We start from the raw sequence: 22,058 nt of genomic DNA, 5'->3' as shown, positions 1-22,058 counted from the left end.
AAAAAGTGGACACTCGGCGGGCCTGTAACGGCGCGGGCTGGTGGCCTGAGGGGGTACTTTTTACCCCCATCTGGACTGATACCCCCAGATGTACCCCCGGCAATGGGGGTATGTCATGAGGCTATATGATACGACAGGAAATAACAAAAAACCCGCAGAGCCTTAAGCTATGCGGGTTTCAGGTCTGCCGTGATACGGCATGAAACTGTAATATGGTGCCCGGGGTCGGACTCGAACCGACACGGTTATTCACCGGCGGATTTTGAATCCGCTGCGTCTACCGATTTCGCCACCCGGGCAACTGCGAGGGATTATACGAATGGCGCGATGCCATGCAAGGTGTTTTTCGATTGAACACTCCCGTTTGTTCATTTATTCAACGCCTTGCCGATGCGGGGCCAGTTACATAGAATGCCGCCATCATCTTAATGGAATAAAAACGATGGCCAAGCCTAAAAAAGTCCAACAAAAATCCACTTCTACCGCCACTCAGCCATACCCGTCAGCGGGTCTGCTGCGTCGCCTCGGCGCCCTCATCTATGATGCGCTGGTGGTGACTTCGCTGCTGATCATCGCCGGCTTTATCGGCATGGGTGTCGCCAAGCTGCTGCTGGTTACCGGCATGGCCAGCGTACCGGCGGGTGAAGATACCGTCTGGTTGCTGACCCGCCACCACCTGAGCCTGATCTACACCCTGTGGCTCGCCTTCGTCATCTGCGGTTTCTACACCTGGTTCTGGACCCGTGCTGGCCAGACCGTCGGCATGCGCGCCTGGCGGCTGCGCATTCAGAACGAAGATGGCAGCCACATCCGCGTTACCCAGGCGCTGATCCGTCTCGCCACCGCCGCCTTTGGTCTGGGCAACCTGATGTGCCTGTTCAACCGCCAGCGCCCACGGGCGTTTCAGGATATCTGGGCTGAGTGCGAAGTGATCGTGCTGAGCAAGCAGGAAAATCTGGAATTGCTTAACAAGTAATACCGGAGCAATGCAGCAACGAAAGAGGGCACCAACAGGTGCCCTCTTTGCATTTCCTCATAACCTCGTGCGGATTACTGCTTGCGGCTGAGGATGTAGAAGGAGATGCCGCCAAACAGTAGGCTGGGCGCGATAGCCGCCAGAATGGGCGGTACCGCATAGACCAGACTGATGGGGCCAAACACCCGATCACTCACATAGACGGCAAAGCCGGTCATGATCCCCATCAGCATCCGAGCCCCCATGCTCACCGAGCGTAGCGGCCCGAAGATGAAGGAGGAGGCCAGCAGGATCATCGCCACCACCGAGAGTGGTGACAGCAGTTTGCGCCACATCTCCAGCTTGTAGCGACCGGCATCCTGCTTGTTGGCATCGAGATAGCCGATGTAGTCGAGCAGACCGGAGACCGAGAGGTTCTCGGGGTCGATACTCACCACCCCCAGCTGCTTGGGCGTCAGCTCCGAGCTCCACTCCATCTTGTCATGCTGTTCGCTGCGGATCTGCGCCGGGTCGTCGAAGCGGGTAACCTGGGTCTGCTTGAGTAGCCAGTGGTGACGCTCGAACACCCCCTCCTGCGCCTGCACCACGTCGATCAGCTTGCGCTCGGGGGTGAAGCGATAGAGGGTGATGCCGGTGAGGGCGCCATCATTACGCACCCCGTTAATATTGACGAAGTTGTTACCATCGCGAGCCCACACCCCGTAGGCGGAAACCGTCAGACGACCTTCGGACAGCGCGCCCGCTTTGATGTCATCTGCCATCCGCTTGGCGATGGGGGCCACATACTCCCCCATCAACCCCACCATGATCATCAGCGGGATCGCCGTCTTGAGCGCCGCCATTACAATACTGATCTTGGAGCGACCCGCCGCCTGCATCACCACCAGCTCGGAGCTGGTCGCCAGCTGACCCAGACCAATCAGGCCACCCAGCAGCGCGGCCAGCGGGAAGAAAAGCACCGCCTCCTTGGGCATGGAGAGCAGCACATAGTAGAGGGCGTTGATCATGTCGTAGTTGCCATCACCGACCGACTTGAGCTGCTCCACATACTTGATGAGCCCCGCCAGGCCAACCAGCGTGATTTCACACAGCAGGATCGACATGAAAATGACCCTACCGATATACCTATCGAGAATGCCAAACATCAGCAGAAGTTCCTATGTTGCAGCATCATGCTGATTTTCTGTTGAAATAGCGCCCTTTCACCCCGTTCCACCAGCTGGTGCCCTGCAGATTGAGGGGCAGGCCGATAAACAGCAGGTAACCGAGCGGCACCAGGAACATCCCCGGCCAGTAGGGCAGCCGACCGCTGTCAATGGCCGAACGGGCGGCGCTGAGCAGCAGGAAGTAGGAGAGATAGAGCATGATGGCCGGCAGCAGCTTGGCGTAGCGCCCCTGACGGGGATTGACCCGCGCCAGCGGTACCACCAGCAGGGTCAGCACCGGAATGGAGAGGGGCAGCGAGATACGCCACTGCAATTCCGCCATCATGGCGTTGTCCTGGGTACCGAACAGTTCCATGGTCGGCTTGGCCGCTGCCTTGCGGTTGGAACGCTCCATCTCCTGCTGGCGGATCACCAGACCATACTCGCGAAAATCGGAGATCTGGAACTGCTTGCCTGAGAAGTTCCCCTCGTAGCGGGAGCCATCCATCAGGGTCAGCCACTGCAGGCCGTTCTCATCGACCGTCACCACCCCTTCGGTCGCCACCACCACCGAGGGAGGATTGTTCCCCTCCGCCCGCTGCAGCACGAAGATCTTTTGCAGTTTTGAGCCGTTGTCGTTCAAATCCTGGATATAGGCAACCAGACGCCCCTTGTCGAGCTCCATAAAGCGGCCCGCCTGCAGGAAGGAGATACCCGGATCCGCCTTGAACTCGTCGATCACCTGATACTCGCGCTCCTTGGCCTGCGGGGCGATCCAGCCAGTGTTGAACGCCGCAACCACCGCCGTCAGCAAGGCCAGCAACATGGCGCTGCGCATCACAAAACGGTGGCTGAAGCCGACCGCATGCATCACCGTCATCTCGCTTTCGGCGTAGAGGCGACCATGGGCAAACAAAATGGCTAAAAAGAGACTGATAGGCAGCATCAACAGCGCCATATTGGGCAAGTTGAGCAGCAGCAGGGTGGAGACCAGACGTGTCGGCACCTCGCCATCGGCGGCATCGCCGATGATCTTGATAAATTGTTGGCTGACAAAGATAAGCAGCAATACGAATAACACTGCCAGCTGGGTTTTCAGGGTTTCCCTGAACAAATATCGGAAAACGATCACAGTCATTCCCAAGTAAACTTGTGTTTTTAGTCGAATGCCTGAAAAATAGGGCCGTATATTGGATTTTTACCAGTTTGAACTGCGGAGCCTGTGGCTGTTCGCTCCGCCTCTGATACCCCAACAAGCACCGCATTATTCAATAAAAGGTGCCTTTTGTCTTTAGGATGTAGGAGATTCCATGGAGTTCAGTGTAAAGAGTGGCAGTCCAGAGAAGCAACGGAGCGCCTGCGTCGTAGTCGGCGTATTTGAGCCTCGTCGCCTCTCTCCGGTTGCCGAACAACTGGACAAGATCAGCGATGGCTATATCAGTTCGCTGCTGCGCCGTGGCGACCTGGAAGGGAAACCAGGCCAGATGCTGCTGCTGCATCAAGTACCGGGCGTGCTCAGCGAGCGCGTACTGCTGGTCGGATGCGGCAAGGAGCGGGAACTCGACGAACGCCAGTACAAGCAGATCATCAACAAGACCATCACCACCCTGAACGAAACCGGCTCCATGGAAGCGGTCTGCTTCCTCACCGAGCTGCACGTCAAGGGTCGGGATACCTATTGGAAGGTACGCCAGGCGGTAGAAACCACCAAGGCGGGCCTCTACAGCTTCGATCAGTTCAAGACCAACAAGGCCGAGCCACGTCGCCCGCTGCGCAAGCTGGTATTCAACGTGCCGACGCGTCGGGAACTGACCATTGGTGAAAAAGCCATCGCTCACGGTCTGGCCGTGGCCAAGGGTGTGCGGGTCTGCCGCGACGTGGCGAACATGCCGCCCAACGTCTGCAATCCGGCCTATCTCGCATCTCAGGCCCGTCGTCTGGCCGATGCCTACGACAACATCACCACCAAGGTGGTGGGCGAACAGGAGATGGCCGAGCTCGGCATGAACTCCTATCTGGCGGTGGCGCGCGGCTCCGACAACGAAGCCATGATGGCCATCATCGAATACAAGGGTCATCCGGATGCCAAGCCCATCGTGCTGGTCGGCAAGGGACTGACCTTCGACTCCGGCGGCATCTCCATCAAGCCGGCCGACGGCATGGACGAGATGAAGTACGACATGGGTGGCGCCGCCTCCGTGCTCGGTACCATGCATGCGCTGGCCCAGCTGCAACTGCCGATCAACGTCATCGGCGTGCTGGCAGGTTGCGAGAATATGCCGGGTGGCAACGCCTATCGTCCGGGTGACATCCTCACCTCCATGTCAGGCCAGACCATCGAAGTGCTCAACACCGATGCGGAAGGTCGTCTGGTGCTGTGTGATGCGCTGACCTATGTGGACCGCTTCGATCCGGAGACCGTCATCGACGTGGCGACCCTGACCGGTGCCTGCGTCATCGCGCTGGGCCATCACACCTCGGGTCTGCTGGCCAACCACAACCCGCTGGCCCACGAGCTGCTCAACGCCTCCGAGCAGGCGGGTGATCGCGCCTGGCGTCTGCCGTTGTTCGACGAGTATCAGGAGCAGATCGACAGCCCGTTCGCCGACATGGCCAACATCGGTGGTCGTCCGGCCGGCACCATCACCGCAGCCGCCTTCCTGTCACGCTTCACCAAGAAGTACAACTGGGCCCACCTGGATATCGCCGGGACTGCCTGGAAGAGTGGCAAGGACAAAGGCTCCACCGGTCGTCCGGTGCCCCTGCTGACCCAGTTCCTGCTGAACCGGGCTGGCGTGGATATCGAAGAGAAAGAGTAACTCTCTGGCCCCTGCCGATGGCTGCATCGGAAGGGTTGGCGTTACCCTGAACCACAAGGAAGAGGCCCGCCTCTTCCTTGTTTCATTCTTGAATCAGTGAGCTGCGGACGGGAAACGCCCCGTCAGCCTCATGAGGCGGTCAACAGTCCGTCACCGCAAAACGGGATCAACCTGATGAGCCAAGTGACCTTTTACCTGATGAGTGAACAGGATGACGCGCAGGCCGCTGCGGTCGAGCGACTGGCCTGCACTCTTGCGGCCGAGTCGTGGGGCGCGGGCCATATCTACCTGTTCTGCGACGATGAAGCGCAGGCCCTGCGCCTCGACGAGCTGTTGTGGCAGCTGCCGCCGGAGCGCTTCGTGCCGCACCAGCTGCAAGGCGAAAGCGGCATGGCCCCGGTGGAGATCGGCTATCAGCCACCGAAACGGCGCTACGCCCGCCTCATCAATCTGGCCACTGCGACACCTTTGTTTGCAGGACACTTCGCTCAAGTGGTAGATTTTGTCCCCACTGACGAAACACAAAAGCAGCAAGCCCGCGAGCGCTACAAGCACTATCGCCAGGCAGGCCATACCCTCGAAATGAGGGACCAGCCCGTCCTTGCCGCACCGGATCCGGCGCAGCCCTGACTGCAACCAATTGATCCATAAAGAATCAACACCAGACTCCATCCATCCAGATTACGGCGAGACCATGGAAAAGACTTTTAATCACAACGCCATCGAACAGGCGCTCTATCAGCACTGGGAAGCCCAGGGTTACTTCAAGCCCCACGGCGACACCAGCAAAGACTCCTTCTGCATCATGATCCCGCCGCCGAACGTCACCGGCAGCCTGCACATGGGTCACGCCTTCCAGCAAACCCTGATGGATACCCTGATCCGCTACAACCGCATGCAGGGCAAGAACACCCTGTGGCAGGCAGGTACCGACCACGCCGGTATCGCCACCCAGATGGTAGTCGAGCGCAAGATCGCCGCAGAAGAGGGCAAGACTCGCCACGATTACGGCCGTGATGCCTTCATCGACAAGATTTGGCAGTGGAAGGAAGAGTCCGGTGGCACCATCACCCGCCAGATGCGCCGTCTGGGCGACTCCGTGGATTGGGAGCGCGAGCGCTTCACCATGGATGAGGGTCTCTCCGCCGCCGTGCAGGAAGTGTTTGTTCGTCTTTACGAAGATGGCCTGATGTACCGCGGCAAGCGTCTGGTTAACTGGGATCCGAAACTCAACACCGCCATCTCCGATCTGGAAGTGGAAAACCGCGAGATCAAGGGCCACATGTGGCACCTGCGCTATCCGCTGGCCAACGGCGCCAAGACCGCCGAAGGCAAGGATTACCTGATCGTCGCCACCACCCGTCCGGAGACCATGCTGGGCGATACCGCCGTGGCCGTGAACCCGGAAGACCCGCGTTACAAGGCGCTGATCGGCCAGCACATCCTGCTGCCGCTGGTGAACCGTCTGATCCCCATCGTCGCCGACGAACACGCCGACATGGAGAAGGGCACAGGTTGCGTGAAGATCACCCCTGCCCACGACTTCAACGATAACGAAGTGGGCAAGCGCCACAGCTTGCCGATGATCAACATCTTCACGCTGGACGCCCACGTGCGTGCCGAGGCCGAAGTTGTCGACACCAACGGCAACCCGAGCACCGCCTACGATGCAGCCCTGCCGAGCGAATTCGCCGGTCTGGAGCGCTTCGCCGCCCGCAAGGCGATTCTGGCCAAGCTCGAAGAGCTGGGTCTGCTGGACGAGATCAAGGATCACGTGCTGCAACAGCCGTACGGCGATCGCGGTGGCGTGCCCATCGAGCCGATGCTGACCGACCAGTGGTACGTGCGCGTGGCTCCGATGGCCAAGACCGCCATCGAGGCGGTGGAAGATCGCCGCATCCAGTTCGTGCCGAAGCAGTACGAAAACATGTACTTCTCCTGGATGCGCGACATTCAGGACTGGTGCGTTTCCCGTCAACTGTGGTGGGGTCACCGTATCCCGGCATGGTATGACGACGCCGGCAACGTCTACGTTGGCCGCAGCGAAGACGAAGTGCGCGCCAAGCACAGCATCCCGGCCGTAACCGTACTGCGTCAGGACGAAGACGTGCTCGACACCTGGTTCAGCTCCGCCCTGTGGACCTTCTCCACCCTGGGCTGGCCGAACAACACCGAGGCACTCAAGACCTTCCACCCGACCGACGTGCTGATGAGCGGCTTCGACATCATCTTCTTCTGGATTGCCCGGATGATCATGATGACCATGCACTTCATCAAGGACGAAAACGGCCAGCCGCAAGTCCCGTTCAAGACCGTCTACATCACAGGCCTGATCCGTGACGAAGAGGGCCAGAAGATGTCCAAGTCCAAGGGCAACGTGCTGGACCCCCTCGACATGATCGACGGCATCTCGCTGGAAGATCTGCTGGAGAAGCGCACCGGCAACATGATGCAGCCGCAGATGGCCGAGAAGATCGCCAAGCGTACTGCCAAGCAGTTCCCGGAAGGGATCGATGCCCACGGCACCGACGCCCTGCGCTTCACTCTGGCTGCGCTGGCCTCTACCGGTCGTGACATCAACTGGGACATGAAGCGCCTGGATGGCTACAACAACTTCTGCAACAAGCTGTGGAACGCCTCCCGCTATGTGCTGATGAACACCGAAGATCAGGATTGCGGCTTCAACGGCGGCGAGATGCAGTTCAGTCTGGCGGATCGCTGGATCCAGTCTCAGCTGCAAGTGGCCATCCGTGACTTCCGTACCGCCCTCGATACCTACCGCTTCGACATCGCGGCTGGCGTGCTGTACGAATTTATCTGGAACCAGTTCTGTGACTGGTATCTGGAGCTGACCAAGCCGGTGCTGACCAAGGGTTCCGAGGCCGAGCAGCGCGCTGCCCGCCATACCCTGGTGACCGTGCTGGAAACCCTGCTGCGTCTGGCACACCCGATCATCCCGTTCATCACCGAGACCATCTGGAAATCGGTCGCCCCGCTGGCTGGCGTACACGCCGACACCATCATGATTCAGGCTTTCCCGGAGTTCGACGCCGCCAAGGTGGACGAAGCCGCGATGGCGGATCAGGAGTGGGTGAAGGAGTTCATCGTCAGCATCCGCAACATCCGTGCCGAGATGAACGTGGCCCCGAGCGTGCCCCTGAACGTGCTGCTCCAGTGCGATGCCAAGGATGCCCAGCGCGCCGCCGACAACGAGGCCTTCCTCAAGTCGCTGGCCCGTCTGGAGTCTATCCGCGTACTTAGCGAAGGTGAAGTGGCTCCCCTGTCAGTGAAGAAGCTGATCGGCGCTACCGAGCTGATGATCCCGATGGCCGGTCTCATCGACAAGGATGCCGAACTGGCCCGTCTGGCCAAAGAGGTTGCCCGTCTGGTGGGCGAGTGCGGCCGCATCGAAGGCAAGCTTGGCAACGAAGCCTTCGTCGCCAAGGCGCCGGAAGCGGTCATCGCCAAAGAGCGCGAGAAGCTGGAAGATTACCGTCTTCAGCTGACCAAGCTGGAAGCCCAGCAGGCCGAAATCGCCGCGCTGTAAGCACCGCCTCAACCGATACAACAAAGCCCCCTGCCAAGGGGGCTTTTTCATATCCGCGCTTCCTGCTTCAGCTCACCAGCAACCAGCTGTAAAAACCGAGATAGAGCAGACCGACCAGCGCCAACCGCCCGGCGGTCATCACCCCCTTTCTGAACCCCCACCAGAGCAACCCCACCGCCAGCAGCGTCACCAGCGAGGAGGCCATCATTGCGCCATCCAGCAGCCAGGGGGTAAAGAGCAGACAGAACGCCTTGGGGATAGTGCCCTGGATCATCATGGCCCCGGAGATATTGGCCAGCGCCAGCCGGTTCTTGCCCTGCCGCACCCAGATCAGCACGTTCATCAGCTCCGGCATCTCGGTCGCCACCGGGCTCAGCAACAGGGCTGCCAGCACCGGCGAGAGGCCAAACAGCTCGCCCACGCTCTCCAGCTGATGGACAAACAGCTGGGCCGCCAGCGCCACCACCACCAGTGCAGCCAGTGTCTGCAGCAGCACCTTGCCAAGGGGCGGGATCCCGGCATCTGGGGCCAGCTTGAGGGGCTCCGGCAATTCGACTTCGTGGCTGTCACTCTGTTTCAGCTCGCGCCTTACATAGACGAGGTAGACCAGCAGGAAGAGCGGGGCCAGCCAGCTCTTGCCGGTGAAGGCGACCAGCCCCAGCGCGGTCGCCACCAGAAAGATGCCGATAAACCAGCGCTGATCCCGGCCAATCTCGCGCTGCACCTCGCCATCGATGGCCCGTTCGGTACGCCCCATGCAAAGCAGCAGGGTGAGGCCGACTGCCGCATAGCCGATGGTCGCCAACACCAACGGCCCGCCAAGGGCGGCGCCAATGCCGATCTCCTGCTGGGCGGTTGTGTTGCCCATCAGCAGAGCGGTCAGGGTCACGATACACTCGGGTAGCGCCGTACCCAGTGCCGCCAGCAGCGAACCGGTGGCGCTTTGGGAGAGTTTGAAGTGGTGGCCGGTCCACTCGATGCCGTTGACGAAGTATTCGCAGGCAAGGTAGATGGTGACCGCAGAGACGAGAAATAACAGCAGGGTAATCAACATAATAGATACCGCCAGGCGAGCAGAATAGCCGATGGACCCGACATGGCTCGCCCGGCTGGCGTGCATATCGAGGCCAAAGGTCTTGCAGAGCGATAGTGCCTATCGCCGCCCATGCCATGGATGCGAGGATCCAAGAGTGTTGACATGGGCCCGGCCCGGAATGCGGGCGGGTTGCTACTCCCCAATGACTGAGGAGACGTTTTAGCAACTCGACCACCGCCTCACAAGGCAAATTAATGACAACTCATTCAATAAGTTGTAAGGGAATGTAACCTCGCCAGTCCCTCCTCCCCACCGCTATTGCGCTGTTGGCACACCGATTGCTGTAGGTAGTTCACTATCCACAACAGTTTGGGAAGGATGAACAATGAAACGGTGGATCCAACATTTCTATCAACTGAACCGCCTCAATTGGCTGATGGTCTGGTTGTTGCTCTGCTGCAGCATCATTCTGCTGTTTCCGGCCGGGCTGATGAAAGGGGCCGTCAGCCAGTGGGCTGCGGATCATGCGGCCTGGCTGGGGGTCGGCATGCTGATCGCCATCTCCTACTTCTGCAGTCAGGGCTTCCTGATCGCCTGGGAGTGGGCGTGCGAAGAGTGGCAGGCGCGCCGTCAGCAAGACCAGCTGGCCCAGATGATCGGCTTCCTCGACTTCAACGAGAAAGCGGTGCTGCGTGAGTTCGTGCTGCAGCGTAAAAGCGTCATAAACTTGCCGATCACCGAGCCCGCCGTCAAAAACCTGATGGATGCCGGCGTCCTCACCTACGCCTACGGCAAGCCGACCCGGGAGAAGGATGACGAGAACCAGATCCGCGCCCTGATGATCGCCCTGCCCGCCCGACCACTGCTCACCTACAAGGTGCTGGGACTGTCGCGCGGCAAGATGAGCGAAGAGCAGGTGGAGCAGATCATGAATGCCAGACCCAAGTTCGCCCAGAAGGGGTTCCAGCGCTAACCGCCGCCCAGCCGCCAGATGCAAAAGAGCCGGACACTGTCCGGCTCTCTCGTTTCTGCACAACATTCTATCCCACTCAGCTTTCCCTTCTGCGCCCTACCCCTTGAGGCTGGAGCAAAAGCTGACATCGTCCTGCACCGGATCATCGCTCATGCTGTGATAGAGCTCGAAGCAGGGACCATTGCCAAACTCCAGCCCGGCAGCAACGATGTCGCCGATATGTTCCTGCCAACGCGGGCCATACTGGCTGCGGTCGGTAATAAGATAACGGGACTGGGCGTAACGACCGGCGGGAATAAGCTGGATCTCGACCGCTCCCATCCCCACTGTCCCCGCAGGCACCGTCACCCCGATGTCAGTGCGACACTGGGCTGGCGGAGTCACCTCGGGGTTATCGTGATAGATGAAGATCCACTCCCCACCTTCCAGACCGCGGGCGCTGGCCCACTGATGCAGCTGGCTGCAGACGGGGTCATACCCCTCGCCATAGGGGCCGGTGACACGTATATAGGCCAGAGTGCGGGCGTCCATCTCGGTGGTTTTCATGGTATTACTCCTTGCTGATGAGTGACCCTCAGCATAAGGATTAGGCTGCACAAGTGCGTGTCCATCCTTGCTCATCAAGTGTCCATTCTTGCTCTTGTCGCGGCGAAACTCTCCCGGCGTGCAACCATAGTAACGGCGAAATACCTTGGCAAACGCCTGAGAGCTGGCGAGCCCCGCCCCCAACGCAATGGCCGTGACACTGGCATCGGTATAGCAGAGCTGCCAAGCAGCCCGCTGGATGCGCAGACGACGACACATCTCCCCGGGCGTCTCCCCCGCCACAGCCGTAAACACCCGGTGAAAATGGTAGAAAGACAAGCAGGCACTGCTTGCCAGCGTTTCGATGGAGAGATCGGGGTTCTGCTCCAGCGCCCGGATCACCGGGCGCAATCTGGCCTGATAATCGACCATGCCGTTAGCGACTGGCGCCCCCCGCGACTCTGGCCATATAGAACACATCCACATAGCGCCCCTGGCGGAAGGCATAATCGCGGGCCCGCCCCTCCTCCACAAAGCCGAACTTGCGATAGAGCGCAAGCGCCGCTTCGTTATCGACAAAAACCGTCAGTTCAATCCGGTGCAAGTTGAGCCAGTTATCGGCCAGATCCAGCGCCGCGGCCATCAGGGCAGAGCCAACCCCCTTGCCAGCCCAGTCATCCCGCACTCCCATGCCAATCCCGGCCACATGCTTGCGTCTGGGATTGGGCTCCACATGCAATGAGATCTGACCCACCAGCCTCCCATCGGCCTCCGCCACCAATGCGACCACATCACCGTTCTCCAACCGTTTTTGCCACTGGCTAAGGGGTGGCATAGGCAGGTGCAAAGTGCCCGCCTGGGCATTGGGCATGGCGTAAAGATCCCGCAAGGCGGGGGCATCGGCGGGTTCGGCATGACGGATAGTAATCTGCATATGAGGCTCCTTTTCGAAGCCTCCATCATGCAATATCCGGCGCGGTTACACATCCCCCAGCAACACCGATTTGTCTTGCCTATCAAAGAGCGAGGCAAGGCCCATTGGCCGAGCACAACGCAGATCCGTAGGCTGACCCCATATCAACAAGGAGAGAAGCCATGACTGACAAGACCCTGCACAGCGCCAACGGCGCCCCCGTCGTCGACAACAACAACAGCCTCACCGCCGGTCCGCGCGGCCCCATCCTGATGCAAGATATCTGGTTGATGGAGAAACTCGCCCACTTCGACCGCGAGCGCATTCCCGAGCGGGTGGTTCACGCTAAGGGCTCGGGCGCCTACGGCACCTTTACCGTGACCCACGACATCAGCCAGTTCAGCAAGGCCGATCTGTTCAGCGCCATCGGCAAGCAGACGCCTGTATTCCTGCGCTTCTCCACCGTGGCCGGTGAGAAGGGCGCCGCCGATGCCGAACGCGATGTGCGCGGCTTCGCCCTCAAGTTCTATACCGAGCAGGGCAACTGGGATCTGGTGGGCAACAACACCCCGGTCTTTTTCATCCGTGATCCGCTGAAATTCCCTGACTTCATCCACACCCAGAAGCGGGATCCGCGCACCAACCTGCGCAGCGCCACCGCCGCCTGGGACTTCTGGTCACGCCATCCGGAATCCCTGCATCAGGTCACCATACTGTTCAGCGATCGCGGCATCCCCAAGAGCCTGCGGGAGATGAACGGCTACGGCAGCCACACCTTCAGCTTTATCAACGATGCCAACGAGCGCTTCTGGGTCAAGTTCCACTTCAAGACCGAGCAGGGCCACAGCTTCTACACCGATGAAGAGGCCGCCACCGCCGTCGGGCAGGATCGGGAGACCAGTCAGGCGGATCTGTTCAATGCCATCGAGCGGGGCGACTTCCCGCGCTGGAAGGTCTATGTGCAGGTGATGCCGGAGGCCGAAGCCCAGACTTACAACATCCACCCGTTCGACCTGACCAAGGTGTGGCCGCACAGCGACTACCCGCTGATCCCGGTGGGCGTGCTGGAGCTCAACCAGAACCCGGACAACTACTTCGCCCATGTGGAGCAGGCCGCCTTTACCCCGGCCAACGTGGTGCCCGGTATCGGCTTCTCGCCGGATCGCATGTTGCAAGGGCGACTCTTCTCCTACGGCGACACCCAGCGCTATCGCCTTGGCGTCAACCACGGTCTGCTGCCGGTCAACGCCCCGCGCTGTCCGTTCCATCACGGTGCCCATCGTGACGGTGCCATGCGGGCAGACAGCAATGGCGGCGCCAGCCCCAACTACCAGCCGAACCGTTTCGGTACCCAGCAGCCGAGCGAGCAGCACGAACCGGCGCTGAGTCTGGAAGGGGCCGCCCTGCACTACGACTTCCGTGACTACGACAGCGACTACTACAGCCAGCCGGGCAATCTGTTCCGCATCATGGACGAGGGACAGCGTTCGCGGCTCGCCGCCAACCTGGCCCGCTCCCTTATCAATGTGGAGGATGACGCCATCGTCGCGGCCCAGCTCAAACACTTCGAGCAGGCCGACCCCGAGTATGCCAAACGGGTCGAACTGGCACTGGCCGCCTTGCAGCGCTAAGCCACAAGCAGGCAACATCTGCAAAAACAAAACGGGGGCCTGATGGCCCCCGTTCTCGTCATGACGGTATTTGATAAATAAAAAACAGAGCCCAAGGCTCTGTTTTCACTGCTGTATCAATCCCGGACGGAACGCGCTTCGCGCTCTTCCCGCTCCCTTGCCAACAAGCGTTTGTACCACCAGCTACTGCGACGACGTTGTGCATTAGAAGAGCGACGAGCCATTTCTTAGGTTCCAGCCAAGAGAAGAAAGGAGCTGCATTATGCGACAGGGATCACGTCCATGTCTTTAGCTGGATCAAGAAAAGCCTCACTGACCCACGGAAATCGTCTTCTGAGCTTTCGCACCACGGGTGGCAGGCAACACCACCGCAGGAGAGCGCCAGGACAGCGCGCCATTGCTCTCGAGGTCGTTCTGCGGGCCGCACTCCAGCCAGATATCTCCTTGCAGAATGCGGGCCCCTTCGGAATATTTCTGATCCGCAAACCAGCAGACCCGCTCGGGCAATGAGCCCAACGGTAGCACCAGCTCGGGGCTGGCAGACTCGCCCACCACAGTGGTTTTGGACGCGGCCAGAGCGGGGATAAGCCAGAGGGAGGCCAGCAGGCAAAGCAGTACATTTTTCATGAGAGGGATCCTGTTTCGATGGGAGGCTCTCTCGAAGAGTCGACCAGCCCCGGGGTTTACTTGACTGACAATCATACTGCCTGCTGGCATTGTGGAACCAATATGGTAGCCTGCCAGCGCCTGCGGGCAGTCTCTCGCTGCCACGCGCAAACTTCCGGTGAATTTGTCACATCCTGACAAAATATAACCTTATTTATCAAATCGTTATTTGGATATTATCCCAATGCGTATCATGCCGTTGCTTCAGGCGGCCTGCCTGAGCCTGATGTTGTCCGCCTGCGTTGCCCCATTGCTGATGATGAGCCCCACCAGCCAGCTGATGTGGGCCCTGCTCAAGCCGCTGGTCGGCTTTGACCCGAACGAGGTCAATCTGTTCGAACAACCCCTGATCAAGGATCGGATGACCGCCATCCTTGGCCCCAACTACGACAGCACCATGCAGTTGCTCAAGACGGCCGACAAGTTACAGCAGGAGGGGCCGCTTTTCTATGTGGTCTCCGAGTATGCGCCCGTGCCGGATATCGCCAAGCAGGCGGGGATGGTGTGGAACTCGCAAACCAACCAGATGTCGGTATTGCTGCAAAAAGGGGATGGTACCACCCTGACCTTCGGCGAAAATCTGGCGGGCACGGCACCGACCTGGCCAACCGCCATGCAGGGCTGGCAGACCCCCACCAACCAGCTCACCCCGGCGGCCAATGCCCTGACCGGTACGGCAACCAGTCAGAGTGGCGCCTCCCCCTTCTCCCTTGGCAGCGCGCTGGGCACAGTGACTCGCGGCGTCACCGGTTCGCTGACCAACAGCGCTAGCCAAGCCATCAGCGGCGCAGCCGCCAATGCCACAGGGCAGGCCACCCAAGCGGTGAGCCAAAGCACGACCGCTCTTACCCGCACTGCAACCACCGCTGTCACTGCGCCAGCCAAGCAAGCGGTGAGCAGCACTGCTGCCACCGTGACGCAAGAAGCCACCAAGGCCATTGTCGCACCTGCCAAACAGGCCGTCAGCAGCACTGCCGTCACCGTGACGCAAGAAGCGACCAAGGCCGTAGCCGCTCCAGCCAAGCAAGCCGCCAGCAGCGCCGCTGCGACCGCGACCCAAGAAGCCACCAAGGCCGTTGCCACTCCTGCCAAGCAAGCCGTCAGCAGCGCCGCTGCAACCGCGACGCAAGAAGCGGCCAAAGCCGTTGCCATTCCTGCCAAGCAAGCAGTCAGCAGCGCCACTGCGATCGTGACGCAAGAGGCAACCAAGGTTGTTGCCGCTCCGGCCAAACAGACCGTCAGCAGTGCCGCGGCGACCGTGACGCAAGAGGCAACCAAGGCTGTTGCCGCTCCGGCCAAACAGGCCGTCAGCAGTGCCGCCGCGACCGTGACGCAAGAGGCAACCAAGGCCGTTGCCGAACCCGCCCGGCAGGCCGTCAGTGCCGCATCCAATACGGCCGGAGAGAGCGTCGCCGATGCCGCCAGAGCGGCGGAAGCCAAGGCTCGCGCCAAGGCAGAGGCGGAGATGGAAGCCCTGCTCAAATAAACCGACAGGCCACCGCAAGGTGGCCTGTTTTTTATCCCGCTACCGGATCATGACGTTATGGAAAAGGCCACATAGACTGTTAGGTAACTACCCGTACAAGGAGTGCATCATGCGTCGTCTGCTCCCAGCTCTCGCTTCTCTCGCCCTGTTTATCGCGCTCCCTGCTCCGGCACTTATCTACTATTCGGAGCAGAACATGCCACTCAATGGCCAGGATAAAAATGGTCAGCCTGTGGGGTTAGCGGTCGAGTTGCTGCGCCTGATGTGGCGCGAAATGGGGGAGCCGGAGCAACCCATCCACTTTCTGCCCTGGGCCCGCGGCTGGTATCTGCTGACCCAGCAGCAAGAGGCCGTGCTCTTTACCACAGCGCACACCAAGGAGCGGGAGCCCCACTTCCTCTGGGTCTGCCCCATCAGCCACTCCAGGGTCGCGCTGGTCGGCCGCAAGCAGGATGCCCCCAAAGTGGCCAGCAAAGCGGATCTCGCCAAGCTGCAGATCGGCGTGATGCAGGCGGATGTCGGGGAGCAGTTGCTGCTCAACCGCGGGATCAGCCCGGGCAATATGATGGCGGTGGAGCGCATGGATCAGGTGGTGCGCCAGCTCATCATGGCACGCACCGATCTGGTGGCGGGCAACGAGGTGATGCTGCGCCATCAGGCCAAGGAGTTGGGTTTCCCCAGCGAGGATTTTGTCACCGTCGCGATCATTGAAGAGCAGGATAACTGCTTCGCCTTCAACCTGAGGGCAGACAAGCAACAGGTTGCCCGCCTGCAACAGGCGCTGGACAAGGTCAAACAGGGGGATGAATACAAGCAGTTGATGAAGCGCTACCAGTTGCTCAGTATCCTGCCCGAAACCACTCCCACCATCCCGCGCCTCGAGTAACCCCGGCCCGCCCTATGGCGGGCTCGTTGTATCCCCCATCGATGAAACGGGGGATGCCTCCACCGGCGCCGTAATGAGGTGGTTCAGAAAGAGATTGAACAGCTCGGCCCGCGAGCCGAGCCGCAGTTTGCCATAGAGATGCTTGCGGTGATTCTTCACCGTGCCACTGCCAATCCCGAGCTCCGCGGCAATCGCCTCGGTATCCAGCCCCTGCAGCAGCAACTCCGCCACCTGCCGCTCGCGCCGGGTAAGCCTATCGCCCCCGACACTCGCCATCGCCTGCTCCACCGCGCTCTTGAGGCTGGCGCTGTCTGGCAGCGCAGTGCTCTGGGCCAGAAGTGGCTGGCTCTGCCGCCACTGCTGACGACAGAGCGAATGCACCAGCGGGAACAGCTGCTCCAGCCTCGCCAGCTCGTCACGGCTGAGGGTACTGCGCTTGTCGAGTCGCCCCATAAACAGCATCAGCGTCAGCCCGTCCCGCACCGGCAGGATCAGCCCCACCTCCTCCTGCCAGCCGGTGGCCTGATAGAAGTGGTGGCGATATTCGGGATCGAGCCGCCCTTGGGAGACCTGCGCCAGGGTCCAGACGCCGGCAGGCAAGCCCTGTTCCAGCGCCTGCATAAAGGGATCCTGACTGAAGTGGCTGGTGAGGTAGCGATCAAACAGCAGGGCCCGCTGATGGTTGAGGTTGTCGTAGAGGTAGACGGGCCGCTGCCCCACCCCGAGCAGCAGAGCACAATCAAACGCCACCTGCTGCTGGATCAGCCGCACCAGCGCCGCCGGAAAGGCGCTGCTGTGCAGGGCATCGACCACCTCGGTCATACTGCGGGTCAAGGCATCTGTGGGGAATGGCTGGGTCATGGTGGCACGTTTCCGGTGACGGGGAGCGATTCCCGCTATGGCTGAATGCTAGCACGAGAGTGGCAAAACTGTCCCTCAGGGGACATATCCGCCACCGGCCAGAACGGCGAGGATGACGGCTTTTCCCCTGTTGTTGGAGCACCCATGATCAACCCCCACCTGCTCGATGAGCTGACCGAGCGCGGCCTTGTGGCCCAGAATTCCGACCCGGCGGCCCTGGCCGATCATCTTGCCACCCCGCGCACCGTCTATTGCGGGTTCGATCCCACCGCCGGCAGCCTGCATATCGGTCATCTGGTGCCGCTCTTGATGCTGCGCCGCTTCCAGCTGGCGGGCCACACCCCGGTGGCACTGGTGGGCGGGGCGACCGGTCTTATCGGCGATCCCAGCTTCAAGGCGACCGAGCGCAGCCTCAACAGTGCCAATACCGTACAGGGTTGGGTCGCCAGCCTGTCGGCCCAAATCAGGGCACTGCTGCCCGCCGATGAGGGCCTGTCGGCCCCGCAACTGGTCAACAATGGCGACTGGATGGGGCAGATGTCCGCCCTCGACTTTCTGCGGGATATCGGCAAGCACTTCTCGGTCAATGCCATGCTGGCGCGGGAATCGGTCCGCCAGCGGCTGGCTCGCCCGGATCAGGGCATCTCGTTCACCGAGTTCTCCTACGCTCTGCTGCAATCCTACGACTTTGCGGTGCTGCACCAGCGGCTCGGTTGCACCCTGCAGATTGGCGGCAACGACCAGTGGGGCAATATCACCAGCGGCATGGATCTCACCCGCCGCCTCCATCAGGCGCAGGTACACGGCATGACCCTGCCCCTTATCACCAAGGCGGACGGCACCAAGTTCGGCAAGACCGAGGGTGGCGCGGTCTGGCTCGATCCGGCGCTCACCTCCCCTTATGCCTTCTATCAGTTCTGGCTCGGCACCGCGGATGAGGATGTCTACCGCTTCCTGCGCTACTACAGCTTTATGTCGCTGACCGAGATTGCCGAGCTGGAGGCGGAAGATGCCCAGCGGCAGGGCCGCAAGCAGGCACAGCAGGTGTTGGCGAACGAGCTGACCGAGCTGGTGCACGGCAAGGCGGCGCTGGCGGCGGTGCAGCGTATCAGCGAGCTGCTGTTTAGCGGCGACGTGGCCCGCCTCGGCGAGAGCGATCTGGCCCAGCTGGCGCAGGATGGCATGCCGAGCAGCACCGTCAGCGGCGAGACGGATCTGGTCAGCCTGCTTGTCAGCTGCGGTCTGGCGAACTCCAAACGCATCGCCCGCGAGCTGCTGGCGGCGGGGGCCATCAGCCTCAATGGTGTGATCAAGCAGGATGAACAGCTGAGTGCCGATGATCGGCTGTTTGGCCGCTACCTGCTGCTGCGCCGGGGCAAGAAGCAGTATCACCTGGTGGAGTGGCAATAAGCCGCAGGGCGGGGAGCTCAGCTTCCCCGCCCGCACCCTGAACCCCTTTTGAATCCCGAGTTGCGATCCCCCTCACAGCCTCTCCCGTCAGCAGCCACCATACTGGCACCGGCGAACATGGAGTACGCCACACAATCTGTTCCTCACGAATCAACAAGGATGCTGATGATGAAGAGATGGCTTCTGGTGCTGCTCTGCACCCTGCCCATGCTGGCACACGCCAGCGGATACACCCAGACCCGCTACCCCATAGTGCTGGTGCACGGCCTGTTCGGTTTCGACAAGCTGCTCGGGGTCGATTACTTCTACGGCATTCCCCAGGCCCTGAGCCGGGATGGTGCCAAAGTCTACGTGGCTCAGGTATCGGCCACCGCCAGTTCGGAGCAACGGGGGGAGCAACTGCTCGCCCAGGTTGAGCTGCTGCTGGCGGCCACCGGCGCCGAGAAGGTCAACCTGATCGGCCACTCCCACGGCGGCCCCACCATCCGCTATGTCGCCTCGGTCGCCCCCGAGCTGGTCGCCTCCGCCACCAGCGTCGGCGGGGTCAACTACGGCTCAGAGATTGCCGATCTGGTGCGGGCCAATGCCGCCCCCGGCAGCGCCGCCGAGAAGCTGGCGGCCGCCGCGGCCCACGCCCTCTCCGGCATGATTTCACTGCTCTCGGGCGGGAGCCAGCTGCCGCAAGATCCGGTCGCCGCCCTCGATGCCCTCACCAGCAAGGGGGCCAGCCAGTTCAACCAGCGCTACCCGGAGGGGCTGCCCAGCCGCTATTGCGGCGAGGGGCCGATGCAGGCGACCAACGGCGTCTACTACTTCTCCTGGAGCGGACGCGGCAACCTGACCAATCTGCTGGATCCGGTGGATCCGGCGCTGGCGCTGACCGGCGCCTTCTTCAAGGAGCCCAATGACGGGCTGGTCGGGGTCTGCAGCAGCCACCTCGGCAAGGTGATCGGCACCGGCTACCGGATGAACCATCTGGACGAAGTGAACCAGTCCTTCGGCATACACCACCTGTTCGAGACCGATCCGGTCACCCTCTATCGCCAGCATGCCAACCGTCTCAAGGAGCTGGGACTATGAAGATAGCCACCCTGCTCGTCGTGCCCTGCGCCATCACCCTGCTGCTTGGCGGGGTGTTGCTCTGGCCCACGGCACCGACGGCAGACTCATCCTCCGCTCAAGCCAGCCAGCATGCACAGAGCCACCCGCACGATCCCGAGCAGGAGGCCGCCGATGCCCTGCAGGCGCGCTATCGCACCTTTGTCTCCGCCCAGAGCAGCCTGACGGTGCCCACCGAGATCTCCCTCGCCAGCCTGCAGATCCTGTTTGACGAGCGGGAGCAGCTGCGCCAGCAGAGCTTTACCCCGGCCGAGCAGGCCCAGCTGTTTACCGAGGATCGGCTGATGGAGCAGCTGACCCTGCGCCGCAGGGCGCTGGCGGAGGCGAGAGACAGCGACAAGTCGCAGCTGGCCAGCGAGCTGGATCTTTGGCTGGCGGAGCAACCGGGCTGGTTTCGCGAGGCGGAGGCCAACAGCCGCCTGCTTGAGGAGTTGCAAGAGCTAGCTCAGATGGAGCCATCCAAACGGGAGGCTCTGCTGCTGGAGACGGGGGGGCCGGAAGCGGTGGATCGGATGCGCCAGCTGGAGCAGAACCGGCAAGGGTTCGAGGAGCAGCTCAGCGGCTTTCTGGCCGAGCTCAGACAACTGCCGAACGAGACCCGGGCCGAACAGCAGCAGGAGCTGCTGGCACGCTGGTTCGAGCCCGGACAGTGGCGCCGGGTCGAGGCACTCACCCGGCTCAAGCTGGGGGAGCCACACACCGAATGAGAAGGGGGCCCGAGATGGGCCCCCTTGCTATTGCGCTTATTGCGGCTTGTTGGCACCCGGCAGCGGCTGCCAGGTGAGGCGGGTCACTTGGGTGCCCTGCACCTCGCACTTGAGGCTCAGCTCCTGCCACCCCTTATCCTGACGCAGGGAGACCTCCCCCTCGATCCCCTGCTCGCCAATCTTCAGCTTATCCTGCTCGAAGATCACCTTGTCGCCGTGGGCAAGATCCATCAGTTTGCCGTTGCAGAGCCAGTGAGCGAGATCCGCCCCCTTCAGCTTGACGCCCCCCTTGGCCGCCTTCTGTTCGGCCGCGCTCACCACAAACAGCTTGCTCAGCTCGGCAGCCCGCTTGGTGAGCCACTCCTGACGCTGCTGCATGCTCATCTTGCTGACGAACTCGGCGGGCTGACCCTTCTCGTCCAGCCACTGGGTCAGCTTGCCGCTGTCGTCAAAGGCGAACTGGGCGGCGGGCTCTTTGACCCCGAACAGCTTGCCGCCCTTGAAGTAGTAGCGGCTCTCCCCTTCCAGCTTGCCCAGTTCGTTCATGATGGGCACAGCGATGATGACGGGGGCGCCATCGATCCAGGCCTTGATATCGACGCCGTCATGGCTGAATTGACGGGTATCGAGGGCGCTCTCGGCCCCCTTCTCCATCAGGGTAAACTGCTCGGCGAGAGAAGCGGCCAGAGAAGGGAGGGAGCAGAATCCCAGGGTCAGCGCGATCGCTGTGTTGCGCATTGAGTTGTACATAACACTCCTGTGATGGGCCATCCGGCCCGTGGTTAACTCTCTGTCAGCCAGGCCCGCAGCCCTTCCCGGTGAGCATCGCTCAGGGGCAGGGATTGGCGGGCCCGGTAGTCAAAATGGATCAGGGTCGTTTCGGCGGTGACGGCCAGTTCGCCGCCCTGCCAGGCCTCCTGCCAGACCGTAAATGAACTGGTGCCAATGCGGCGCACGCCGGTCTTGATGGTGACCGGCTGGCCGTAGAACAGCTCCCGTTTGAACTGCACCGTATAGCCCGCGATGATCAGATGCCAGTTATGCACATCCAGATCGGGGGAGAAGATCCGGAACAGGGGATCCCGCGCCGATTCGAACCAGACCGCCGGCACCGTATTGTTGATATGGCCGAGGGCATCCGTCTCCTGAAAGCGGGGTTGGATCTGCATTTCCAGCATGGGTTGACTCCTTGTCTCTTTCTTTCTGTCCTTGTCCGTTCATGGGACATCAGTGGCCAATGGGTGGCCACAGGGCATCACCAGCGGATCAGCATGTTACATGATACTGCTGGGCCAAGGACAGGGATGCCCACGACCCTGCACGAACGGCCAGCAGGTGTCGCAGTGCGGCGGGTTTTG

The 22,058-nt window shown here is 61.2% G+C and carries 20 protein-coding genes, 1 tRNA gene and 1 riboswitch; of the genes, 11 read left to right on the top strand and 10 right to left on the bottom strand.

The window, feature by feature from the left end; genetic code table 11:
• Positions 1–213: 213 nt before the first annotated feature.
• Positions 214–299, bottom strand: a tRNA-Leu gene (locus AB5Y97_RS02075).
• A gap of 143 nt (positions 300–442) precedes the next feature.
• Here AB5Y97_RS02075 and AB5Y97_RS02070 point away from each other — a divergent pair.
• Entirely contained in the window at positions 443–976 is a 534-nt protein-coding gene (locus AB5Y97_RS02070; RefSeq protein WP_021231809.1) for an RDD family protein, read from the top strand.
• A gap of 74 nt (positions 977–1,050) precedes the next feature.
• Here the strand turns inward: AB5Y97_RS02070 and lptG are convergent, their stop codons facing one another.
• Together lptG and lptF are read right to left on the bottom strand one after the other, a co-directional pair.
• Complete coding sequence (lptG, locus tag AB5Y97_RS02065) at positions 1,051–2,121, bottom strand: LPS export ABC transporter permease LptG (protein WP_005355217.1); 1,071 nt, start codon at positions 2,119–2,121, stop codon at positions 1,051–1,053.
• Positions 2,122–2,146: 25 nt separating this feature from the next.
• Complete coding sequence (gene lptF / locus AB5Y97_RS02060) at positions 2,147–3,259, bottom strand: LPS export ABC transporter permease LptF (protein ID WP_043821844.1); 1,113 nt, start codon at positions 3,257–3,259, stop codon at positions 2,147–2,149.
• A gap of 172 nt (positions 3,260–3,431) precedes the next feature.
• Between lptF and pepA the strand changes: the two genes are divergently transcribed.
• The 3 genes from pepA (at position 3,432) to AB5Y97_RS02045 (ending at position 8,487) form a co-directional block, all read left to right on the top strand.
• Complete coding sequence (pepA, locus tag AB5Y97_RS02055) at positions 3,432–4,940, top strand: leucyl aminopeptidase (protein WP_005336423.1); 1,509 nt, start codon at positions 3,432–3,434, stop codon at positions 4,938–4,940.
• 174 nt (positions 4,941–5,114) lie between these two features.
• A complete protein-coding gene (locus AB5Y97_RS02050) occupies positions 5,115–5,570 on the top strand; it encodes a DNA polymerase III subunit chi (protein ID WP_199428331.1) in 456 nt (151 codons plus the stop codon).
• 64 nt (positions 5,571–5,634) lie between these two features.
• Entirely contained in the window at positions 5,635–8,487 is a 2,853-nt protein-coding gene (locus AB5Y97_RS02045; RefSeq protein WP_368157203.1) for a valine--tRNA ligase, read from the top strand.
• 67 nt (positions 8,488–8,554) lie between these two features.
• Here the strand turns inward: AB5Y97_RS02045 and AB5Y97_RS02040 are convergent, their stop codons facing one another.
• Positions 8,555–9,541 carry a sodium:calcium antiporter gene (locus tag AB5Y97_RS02040; RefSeq protein ID WP_201947158.1) on the bottom strand — a complete coding sequence of 329 codons (987 nt, stop codon included), beginning with the start codon at positions 9,539–9,541 and terminating at the stop codon, positions 8,555–8,557.
• Positions 9,542–9,629: 88 nt separating this feature from the next.
• A riboswitch (yybP-ykoY riboswitch) is annotated at positions 9,630–9,736 on the bottom strand.
• Between the two features lie 172 nt (positions 9,737–9,908).
• On the opposite strand from AB5Y97_RS02040, the gene AB5Y97_RS02035 reads away from it, so the two are divergent.
• Entirely contained in the window at positions 9,909–10,496 is a 588-nt protein-coding gene (locus AB5Y97_RS02035; RefSeq protein WP_201947156.1) for a superinfection exclusion B family protein, read from the top strand.
• Between the two features lie 96 nt (positions 10,497–10,592).
• Here the strand turns inward: AB5Y97_RS02035 and AB5Y97_RS02030 are convergent, their stop codons facing one another.
• Both AB5Y97_RS02030 and AB5Y97_RS02025 read right to left on the bottom strand, forming a co-directional pair.
• The gene (locus tag AB5Y97_RS02030) at positions 10,593–11,453 is read right to left on the bottom strand and encodes a GyrI-like domain-containing protein (RefSeq protein ID WP_201947264.1); all 861 of its coding nucleotides are present in this window, start codon (positions 11,451–11,453) and stop codon (positions 10,593–10,595) included.
• Between the two features lie 4 nt (positions 11,454–11,457).
• Entirely contained in the window at positions 11,458–11,955 is a 498-nt protein-coding gene (locus tag AB5Y97_RS02025) for a GNAT family N-acetyltransferase (protein WP_201947155.1), read from the bottom strand.
• 161 nt (positions 11,956–12,116) lie between these two features.
• Here AB5Y97_RS02025 and AB5Y97_RS02020 point away from each other — a divergent pair, with 161 nt between their 5' ends.
• Positions 12,117–13,565 (top strand): catalase, encoded by a 1,449-nt coding sequence (locus AB5Y97_RS02020; protein ID WP_005355226.1) that lies wholly within the window; start codon positions 12,117–12,119, stop codon positions 13,563–13,565.
• A gap of 309 nt (positions 13,566–13,874) precedes the next feature.
• Here AB5Y97_RS02020 and AB5Y97_RS02015 read toward each other — a convergent pair whose 3' ends face one another.
• Positions 13,875–14,192 (bottom strand): DUF1496 domain-containing protein, encoded by a 318-nt coding sequence (locus AB5Y97_RS02015; RefSeq protein WP_064339202.1) that lies wholly within the window; start codon positions 14,190–14,192, stop codon positions 13,875–13,877.
• A 223-nt stretch (positions 14,193–14,415) separates the two neighbouring features.
• Here AB5Y97_RS02015 and AB5Y97_RS02010 point away from each other — a divergent pair, with 223 nt between their 5' ends.
• Positions 14,416–15,717 carry a hypothetical protein gene (locus tag AB5Y97_RS02010; protein ID WP_368157202.1) on the top strand — a complete coding sequence of 434 codons (1,302 nt, stop codon included), beginning with the start codon at positions 14,416–14,418 and terminating at the stop codon, positions 15,715–15,717.
• A gap of 109 nt (positions 15,718–15,826) precedes the next feature.
• Positions 15,827–16,603, top strand: coding sequence for an ABC transporter substrate-binding protein (locus tag AB5Y97_RS02005; protein WP_144716076.1), 777 nt, complete (start codon positions 15,827–15,829; stop codon positions 16,601–16,603).
• Positions 16,604–16,615: 12 nt separating this feature from the next.
• Here the strand turns inward: AB5Y97_RS02005 and AB5Y97_RS02000 are convergent, their stop codons facing one another.
• Positions 16,616–17,464 carry a helix-turn-helix transcriptional regulator gene (locus AB5Y97_RS02000; RefSeq protein ID WP_144716075.1) on the bottom strand — a complete coding sequence of 283 codons (849 nt, stop codon included), beginning with the start codon at positions 17,462–17,464 and terminating at the stop codon, positions 16,616–16,618.
• 144 nt (positions 17,465–17,608) lie between these two features.
• Between AB5Y97_RS02000 and tyrS the strand changes: the two genes are divergently transcribed.
• The 3 genes from tyrS to AB5Y97_RS01985 all read left to right on the top strand — a co-directional run bounded on the left by tyrS (position 17,609) and on the right by AB5Y97_RS01985 (position 20,700).
• Positions 17,609–18,874, top strand: a complete 1,266-nt coding sequence (tyrS, locus tag AB5Y97_RS01995) for a tyrosine--tRNA ligase (RefSeq protein WP_368157201.1) — start codon at positions 17,609–17,611, stop codon at positions 18,872–18,874.
• 168 nt (positions 18,875–19,042) lie between these two features.
• Positions 19,043–19,954: a triacylglycerol lipase gene (locus tag AB5Y97_RS01990; RefSeq protein ID WP_100644867.1), complete on the top strand. Its 912-nt coding sequence runs from the start codon at positions 19,043–19,045 to the stop codon at positions 19,952–19,954.
• Positions 19,951–20,700 (top strand): lipase secretion chaperone, encoded by a 750-nt coding sequence (locus AB5Y97_RS01985; protein WP_144716072.1) that lies wholly within the window; start codon positions 19,951–19,953, stop codon positions 20,698–20,700. The genes AB5Y97_RS01990 and AB5Y97_RS01985 overlap by 4 nt, the downstream gene beginning before the upstream one ends.
• A gap of 36 nt (positions 20,701–20,736) precedes the next feature.
• On the opposite strand, the gene AB5Y97_RS01980 is transcribed toward AB5Y97_RS01985, so the two are convergent.
• Together AB5Y97_RS01980 and AB5Y97_RS01975 are read right to left on the bottom strand one after the other, a co-directional pair.
• Positions 20,737–21,438 (bottom strand): hypothetical protein, encoded by a 702-nt coding sequence (locus AB5Y97_RS01980; RefSeq protein WP_042655738.1) that lies wholly within the window; start codon positions 21,436–21,438, stop codon positions 20,737–20,739.
• Positions 21,439–21,482: 44 nt separating this feature from the next.
• Entirely contained in the window at positions 21,483–21,878 is a 396-nt protein-coding gene (locus AB5Y97_RS01975) for a thioesterase family protein (RefSeq protein WP_005336457.1), read from the bottom strand.
• Positions 21,879–22,058: the final 180 nt, after the last annotated feature.

This window comes from Aeromonas sp. R10-2 (assembly GCF_040908445.1).
In the GTDB taxonomy this organism is placed as follows: Bacteria; Pseudomonadota; Gammaproteobacteria; order Enterobacterales; family Aeromonadaceae; genus Aeromonas; species Aeromonas veronii.
Note: the sequence above shows the minus strand (reverse complement) of the source record. Positions and strands in the feature narration are given on the sequence as shown.